Raw genomic sequence first — 6785 nt, 5'->3', positions numbered from 1 at the left:
CTGGATCCCGGATCTCCTTCCACGTCGTTTCAGTCGTCCGGGAAAGGGGGAGACTCACGAGGATCGTCCGCCCCTATGGTCGGGCCGCGGTCGCGGTGTCGTGGACCGTGTGGCCTGCCAACCAAGTCAGCTTAGACGGCAGGCGCAGCCGGCTCCGGCCGGGTCCATGCGCCCGGAGCGGCCCGGCCGCCGGATTCCGCGCGCCGCCTCCGCTTCTGGCGGCCCGCGTGCTGCGCTAGGGATGGCGGGCAAGCGGCCCGACCCCCGTCGCCGCGCCCGATTCGCCTCGTACCCGGAGACCCCGCATGGCCGCGCCCGACCGGATCCTCAACGACATCGACCGCGACCTCGACAATTCCCTGGAGCGGCTGTTCGCCTTCCTGCGCATCAAGTCGATCTCGACCGATCCGGCCTACGCGGCGGAGTGCCGGAAGGCGGCGGAGTGGCTTGAGGGCGACCTCGCCGCCATGGGCTTCGAGGCCGGCTTGCGCGAGACCGGCGGCCACCCGGTCGTGCTCGCCCATTACCCCAAGCCCGGCGCCCCGCACGTGCTGTTCTATGGCCATTACGACGTGCAGCCGGTCGATCCGCTCGACCTGTGGGAGACGCCGCCCTTCGAGCCGCGCATGGCGACCCTGCCCGACGGCCGCAAGGTCATCAGCGCGCGCGGCGCCTGCGACGACAAGGGCCAGGTGATGACCTTCGTCGAGGCTTGCCGCGCCTTCAAGGCGATCGACGGCGAGTTGCCGGTCGGCGTCACCATCCTGGTCGAGGGTGCCGAGGAGGACGGCTCGAAGTTCCTGCCCGAATGGGTCGCGGCGAACCGCGACGCGCTGAAGGCCGACCTCGCGCTGGTCTGCGACACCGGGATGTGGGACCGCGATACCCCGGCGATCACCTCGTCGCTGCGGGGCCTCGCCTATTTCGAGGTCACGGTCGCCTGCGCCGACCGCGACCTGCATTCCGGCCTGTTCGGCGGGGCGGCGGCCAACCCGATCCGGGTGCTGTCGCGCATCATCGCCGACCTGCACGACGAGGACGGCCGGGTAACCGTGCCGGGCTTCTACGACGGCGTCCACGAGACGCCGCCGGAGGTGCTGGAGCAGTGGCGCGGCCTAGACCTGACGCCCGAGAGCTTCCTCGGCACCGTCGGCCTGAACCTCCCGGCCGGCGAGCGCGACCGGATGCTGATCGAGCAGATCCAGTCCCGGCCGACCTGCGACGTCAACGGCATCATCGGCGGCTATACCGGCGAGGGCACCAAGACGGTGATCGCCGCGCAGGCCAGCGCCAAGATCTCGTTCCGCCTCGTCGGCGACCAGGACCCCGAGGCGCTCGACCGCAACTTCCGCGCCTTCGTCCAGGAGCGCATCCCGGCCGATTGCTCGGTCGAGGTCGTCACCCACAAGGGCTCGCGGGCGCTGGCGCTGCCCCACGGCATGCCGGCGCTCGAGGCCGCCAAGCAGGCGCTCGCCGAGGAATGGGGCCGGGCCCCGGTCACGATCGGCTCGGGCGGCTCGATCCCGATCGTCGGCGACTTCAAGCGCACCCTCGGCCTCGACACGCTGCTGGTCGGCTTCGGCCTCGACGACGACCGGGTCCACTCGCCGAACGAGAAGTACGACCTGCAGAGCTTCCACAAGGGCACGCGCAGCTGGGCGCGGATCCTGGCGGCGCTGGCGAAGTAGGGACGGCATCGGGGTGCGGTCGTCCGCATCCCGATTCCCGCCGCACAGGGTCATCCCGGGTTCCGCTGCGCGGTCCCGGGACCGACGAGGGTGTCTTCTCGGATGGGGCAGCCTGGAATGCCGCAGAAAGTCATCGGCCTGATCGGCGGAATGAGCTGGGAGAGCTCGGCCGAATACTACCGCATCATCAACGAGACGGTGCGCGCCCGCCTCGGGGGCCTGCGGTCGGCGCGCTGCCTGATGTGGTCGTTCGATTTCGGCGAGATCGAGGCCCTGCAGCACCAGGGGCGCTGGGACGAGGCGACGGCCGAGCTGATCGCGGCCGCCCGGCGGCTGGAGCGGGGCGGGGCGGATTTCGTGGTGATCTGCACCAACACCATGCACCGCATGGCCGACCCGGTGCAGGCGGCGATCGGCCTGCCGCTCCTGCACATCGCCGACCCGACGGCGGAGCGGATCCGCGCCGCGGGCCTGACGCGCGTCGGCCTTCTCGGCACCGCCTTCACCATGGAGCAGGACTTCTACAAGGGCCGCCTCGCGGCGCGCCACGGCCTCGACGTGCTGGTGCCGGAGGCCGACGACCGGGCGGTGGTGCACCGGGTGATCTACGAGGAGCTGGTCCAGGGCCGGGCGCTGCCGGCCTCGCGCGAGGCCTATCGCGCGATCATCGCCCGGCTGGTCGCGCGCGGCGCGCAAGCCGTCATCCTCGGCTGCACCGAGATCATGCTGCTGGTGCGCCCCGAGGACAGCGCGGTGCCGCTCTTCGACACGACGGCGCTCCATGCCGAGGCGGCGGTCGACCTCGCCCTGGCGGAGACGTGATCCGGGCCGCTACTCGCCGTTCACCAGCCGGCGGCTCAGGCGGTTGTGCCGCTCCGCCAGCACCCGCGTATCCACGGTCAGGAGCCGCCCGTCCCGCACCACGATCCGCCCGTTGATCACGCTGAGCGCCGCGGCCGGCGGCGCGCAGAACACCAGGGCCGCGACCGGATCGTGCAGGGCGCCCGCCAGGGCGAGCCCGCGCAGGTCGAAGGCGACGCAATCGGCGGCCAGGCCGGGTTCGAGCGCCCCGATGTCGTCGCGCCCGAGCACGCGGGCGCCGCCGAGGGTCGCGAGTTCCAGCGCCTCGCGGGCGGTCATGGCGGCGGGGCCGTGGCCGACCCGGGCGAGCAGCATCGCCTGGCGCACCTCGCCGAGGAGGTGGCCGGCATCGTTCGAGGCCGAGCCGTCGACGCCGAGGCCGACCGGCACCCCCTCGCAGCGCATCCTGGGCACCGGGGCGATGCCGGAGGCGAGCCGCATGTTCGAGCACGGGCAATGCGCGACGCCGGTGCGCGTCCGGGCAAACAGCCGGATCCCGCTCTCGTCGAGCTTGACGCAGTGGGCGTGCCAGACGTCCGGCCCGACCCAGCCGAGATCGGCGGCGTACTCGGCCGGCGTCATCCCGAAGCGCTCGCGGCTGTAGGCGACGTCGTCCTGGTTCTCGGCGAGATGGGTATGGAGCGAGACGCCGGTGGACCGGGCGAGCGCGGCCGCGTCCCGCATCAGCCCCGGGCTGACCGAGAACGGCGAGCACGGCGCCACCACGATCCGGCGCATCGCCAGGGGGGCGGGATCGTGCCAGGTCTCGATCAGCCGGCGCGTGTCGGCGAGGATCGCGCCCTCGTCCTCCACCAGCGCGTCGGGCGGCAGGCCGCCGGCGCTCTCGCCCACGCTCATCGCCCCGCGGGCGGCGTGGAAGCGCAGGCCGATCTCGTCCGCCGCCTCGAGGCTGTCGTCGAGCCGGCAGCCGTTGGGAAAGAGGTAGAGGTGGTCGCTCGAAGTCGTGCAGCCCGACAGGATCAGCTCGGCCATCGCGGTCAGCGTCGAGATCCGCACCATCTCCGGCGTCAGCCGGGCCCAGATCGGGTAGAGCGCCTTCAGCCAGCCGAACAGGTCGGCGTCCTGCGCCGCCGGCACCGCGCGGGTCAGCGACTGGAACATGTGGTGATGGGTGTTGACGAGGCCGGGCAGCAGCACGTGGCCGGCGAGGTCGATCACCGTGTCGGCGGTCGCGGGCGCCGCATCCGGCCCGCCGACCGCGACGATCCGGTTGTCCTCGGCGAGGACGAAGCCGCCCTCGATCTCGCGCCTCCGCGCATCCATGGTGACGACGCGGTCGGCGTTGCGCAGGAGAAGCGTGGCCATGCGGAGCTCCGGGGAGGATCCCCATGCTGGGCGCCCCGGCCGGCGCGGGTCAAGTCGCGCTTGACCGCGCGGCAGCCCTCGGGCACCCCCACGGGACTGAGACCGGAGACACGACCGATGTCAGCCCCCGCATCCTCGACCCCGCGCCTGACCACCCACGTGCTCGACACGGCCCACGGCCGCCCGGCGGCCGGCGTGGCGGTCGGGCTGTGGCGCCTCGTCGACGGCGCCCGCGAGGAGGTCGCCCGCACCCTCACCAACGCCGATGGGCGCTGCGATGCGCCGCTCCTGGCAGGCGAGGCGCTGCGGCCCGGCATCTACGAGCTGGTCTTCGCCGTCGGGGCCTATTTCGCCGGGATCGGCGATGCCGGGGCCGGTGACTTCCTCGACGAGGTGCCGGTGCGTTTCGTGGTCCGGCCGGGCCTCGACCATTACCACGTGCCGCTGCTGATCGCGCCCTACGCCTACAGCACCTACCGGGGCAGCTGATCCCGGGCGCCCGGCCGCTGCCAGCCGCGGCGGCGCTCGACGAGGCCGTGCTCGCGGTAGTGGAGCAGGGGGTTCACGCCCGCCCGCTCCACGTCCGGGTTGGCCGAGAGGTAGCCCCGGGTGCTGAACTCCGCCGACGGATCCCGGCCCTCGCGCCAGCCGAAATGCAGGTAATGCGCGAGGGGATCGCACCCCTCCGCCGCCACGTCCGGGTTCTGGCCGAGATAGTAGATCGGGTCGAAGCCGCCGACGAGGTCGGGCGGGCTCGGCCTGCGACTCCAGTTGACGATGCGCCACAACATCCGACGTTTCGAGGCTCCCACGGGGGAGGCCGGGCGACGCCGGTATTCATGACCTAGCGTTCCGCCGGATTCCCGCGTCACAGGAAGCCCGACTCGCGGGCAAGGCGCAACCGTTTCCTCACCGGCAGGCTTAGCCCATTGGTCGGCCCGCATCGGCGTCGCGGCACCGCCGGCGTCGGGATTTCGGCGCTGGATTGCGGACCGGGCCTCATCTCTGCCACAAGTTGCGCTCTCACTGGGACCGGGCGGCGGGGCGTGTTGCGCAGGAGTTGACGATGACCTTCGTCGTCCTCGATCCACAAACCGGACAACGCATCGAAATCGGCATCGCATCCTCCGATGGGGGGACTGGTCCCGTCGCGACGGACAGGGCAGGGAGAGCCTTTGTCCGGCCGGAAGGATTTCCCATGCCACGGTACTTCTTCAACACGCATATCGGCGAGGACGTCATCACCGACCTGAACGGTGAGGAGCTGCGCGATCCCGACCATGCCTGGGAGGCGTCGCGCTCGATCATCCGGGCGATGATGGACGATCCGAAGAACCAGGACCGGCTGCTCGCCGCGAGCCTGGTGGTGACCGACGAGGCCGGCGAGGTGGTGCTGGAATTCCCCTTCGCCGAGGCGCTGGCCGGCGATGCACCCGAGGAACCGCGGCACGAGATGCCCAACGCCCATTGAGGCGTCCGCCGCCGCCGGGGCACGGCGCGCCCGCAGGGGCCCCGCATGACAATTCGCCGCCGCGCCCTACATAAGTGTCGGGCGCCGGGGGCGGGCCGCACTCGGCGGCACGTTCGGCCCGGTGCCCCTCGAGGCCGCGGTTCGCCCGCGCCTCGCAAGAGGGATGACGTCATGGCGACCCAAGACAGCACCGCGCGCGGACAGGCCGAGACCCGCGCGGCGCGGGCCCAGATGCAGGCCGAGATGGCGGCGCAGGCCTGGGCCGACCTTGCCAATGCCGAGCGCAACCGGGACGACAACACCGCCCGCCTCAAGGCCCTGCGCCTCGCCCGCGAGGCCGAGGCCGTCGTTGCCGCCAAGCCCGCGCCGAAGGCGCGGGCGAAGAAGAAGGCCTGAGGTTTTCGCGCCGAAGGCGCGGGCGAAGAAGAAGGCCTGAGCCTTCGCGCCGAAGGCGTGCGGGTTTCGCCGTTGCCGGCGTCTCGCTCGCCGCGTCGGCGGTGTTGCCGGGCGCCGATGCGTCCCGTCAGTCGTCGTCCCGCGCAAGCGTCGCGCCGGGATGACCGTAGACCGCGTAGGCGAGCCAGGTCGGGTCGGCCGGGTTCTTGGCCTCCCCCCGCGCCTGTCGAGCGGCTTCGCCGACGGTGAGGCCGGACTTCAGGGCCTTGTAGAAGGCCTCCGTGAACACCCGGGCCGGTGCGTCGCCGACCGACCACAGCGTGCCGACGAACAGCCCGACGCCCCTTTTCAGGAACGCCTGGGCGAACCCGCCGAGCCCGGTCAGCTGCCAGTTCGCCCGCCCGGCCTGGCAGGCGTTCAGCACCACGACCGGCCGGCCATCTCCGGCCTTCATGTTGAACTCGACGTGATCGGCCCTCAGGTATTCGGGAACGTAGCCCTGCGGCACGATCTGGCCATCGAGCATCAGGCGGGCTTGGCCGACCACGCCTTCGGCGGCGGCCCCATGACCCGCGAAATGGAGCAGGTCGAACGAGCCCGGCCCTTGAAGCAGGGGCGTCACCGACGTGAGGACCGACTTGATCGGCGTCGAGCCGAAGGCCGCGCCGAGGAACGCCGCTTCGGCCTGCGCTTCAGGCAGCGGCTTCAGCGCGATGCCCGGGACCACCGGGTAGGTGGGGATGAGGTGGCGTGCCCGGTCCTTGCGGATCGCCAACCGGCTCGGCGGATGCCGCCCCGCCTCGTAGAGCCAGCGGACGAGGCCGAGCTCCGCCAGGAAGCGGCCCTCGTCCGAGATCGTCTCGCCCGGCTCGATGAGGAACAGCATTTCCCAGGGAATGAAGGGTTCTTCCGAAATAACCTGGATGCCATCGATCTTTTTGCGATATTGCCAGAGATTGGCCTGGATTTTTTCCGGCACCAGCTTGCGAAATAAGGAAACCCCAAATTCCCGAATCTGACTATTAGAGCGTTTTCAGTTTTGG

General features: G+C 71.4%; 8 protein-coding genes. 5 read left to right on the top strand and 3 right to left on the bottom strand.

Annotation, left to right across the window (positions count from 1 at the left end; translation table 11 throughout):
- Positions 1-305 precede the first annotated feature (305 nt).
- On the top strand, positions 306-1688 hold the full coding sequence (locus A5481_RS30110; RefSeq protein WP_048436232.1) for a M20/M25/M40 family metallo-hydrolase: 1383 nt from the start codon (positions 306-308) through the stop codon (positions 1686-1688).
- A 117-nt stretch (positions 1689-1805) separates the two neighbouring features.
- Positions 1806-2510 carry an aspartate/glutamate racemase family protein gene (locus tag A5481_RS30105; protein ID WP_245239092.1) on the top strand — a complete coding sequence of 235 codons (705 nt, stop codon included), beginning with the start codon at positions 1806-1808 and terminating at the stop codon, positions 2508-2510.
- Between the two features lie 9 nt (positions 2511-2519).
- Here the strand turns inward: A5481_RS30105 and A5481_RS30100 are convergent, their stop codons facing one another.
- Entirely contained in the window at positions 2520-3875 is a 1356-nt protein-coding gene (locus tag A5481_RS30100) for an 8-oxoguanine deaminase (protein ID WP_048436230.1), read from the bottom strand.
- 117 nt (positions 3876-3992) lie between these two features.
- On the opposite strand from A5481_RS30100, the gene uraH reads away from it, so the two are divergent.
- On the top strand, positions 3993-4364 hold the full coding sequence (gene uraH, locus A5481_RS30095; protein WP_048436229.1) for a hydroxyisourate hydrolase: 372 nt from the start codon (positions 3993-3995) through the stop codon (positions 4362-4364).
- Here uraH and A5481_RS30090 read toward each other — a convergent pair.
- Complete coding sequence (locus A5481_RS30090) at positions 4349-4666, bottom strand: hypothetical protein (protein ID WP_048436228.1); 318 nt, start codon at positions 4664-4666, stop codon at positions 4349-4351. The two genes, uraH and A5481_RS30090, sit on opposite strands and share 16 nt — an antisense overlap.
- A 275-nt stretch (positions 4667-4941) precedes the next feature.
- On the opposite strand from A5481_RS30090, the gene A5481_RS30085 reads away from it, so the two are divergent.
- Positions 4942-5346, top strand: coding sequence for a DUF6894 family protein (locus A5481_RS30085; protein WP_425339763.1), 405 nt, complete (start codon positions 4942-4944; stop codon positions 5344-5346).
- 171 nt (positions 5347-5517) lie between these two features.
- Positions 5518-5742 carry a hypothetical protein gene (locus A5481_RS30080; protein ID WP_048436226.1) on the top strand — a complete coding sequence of 75 codons (225 nt, stop codon included), beginning with the start codon at positions 5518-5520 and terminating at the stop codon, positions 5740-5742.
- A gap of 127 nt (positions 5743-5869) precedes the next feature.
- Here the strand turns inward: A5481_RS30080 and A5481_RS30075 are convergent, their stop codons facing one another.
- Positions 5870-6628 carry a CHAT domain-containing protein gene (locus A5481_RS30075; RefSeq protein ID WP_048436225.1) on the bottom strand — a complete coding sequence of 253 codons (759 nt, stop codon included), beginning with the start codon at positions 6626-6628 and terminating at the stop codon, positions 5870-5872.
- Positions 6629-6785: the final 157 nt, after the last annotated feature.

Origin of the sequence: Methylobacterium platani, from assembly GCF_001653715.1 — a bacterium.
Taxonomy (GTDB): Bacteria; Pseudomonadota; Alphaproteobacteria; order Rhizobiales; family Beijerinckiaceae; genus Methylobacterium; species Methylobacterium platani.
This window is presented reverse-complemented; position numbering and strand designations above follow the sequence as displayed.

Coding starts and splice junctions, on each gene's coding strand:
- A5481_RS30100 (WP_048436230.1), bottom strand. CDS start 3,875: ATGGCCACGCTTCTCCTGCGCAACGCCGACCGCGTCGTCACCATGGAT.
- uraH (WP_048436229.1), top strand. CDS start 3,993: ATGTCAGCCCCCGCATCCTCGACCCCGCGCCTGACCACCCACGTGCTC.
- A5481_RS30110 (WP_048436232.1), top strand. CDS start 306: ATGGCCGCGCCCGACCGGATCCTCAACGACATCGACCGCGACCTCGAC.
- A5481_RS30105 (WP_245239092.1), top strand. CDS start 1,806: ATGCCGCAGAAAGTCATCGGCCTGATCGGCGGAATGAGCTGGGAGAGC.
- A5481_RS30075 (WP_048436225.1), bottom strand. CDS start 6,628: ATGCTGTTCCTCATCGAGCCGGGCGAGACGATCTCGGACGAGGGCCGC.
- A5481_RS30085 (WP_425339763.1), top strand. CDS start 4,942: ATGACCTTCGTCGTCCTCGATCCACAAACCGGACAACGCATCGAAATC.
- A5481_RS30090 (WP_048436228.1), bottom strand. CDS start 4,666: ATGTTGTGGCGCATCGTCAACTGGAGTCGCAGGCCGAGCCCGCCCGAC.
- A5481_RS30080 (WP_048436226.1), top strand. CDS start 5,518: ATGGCGACCCAAGACAGCACCGCGCGCGGACAGGCCGAGACCCGCGCG.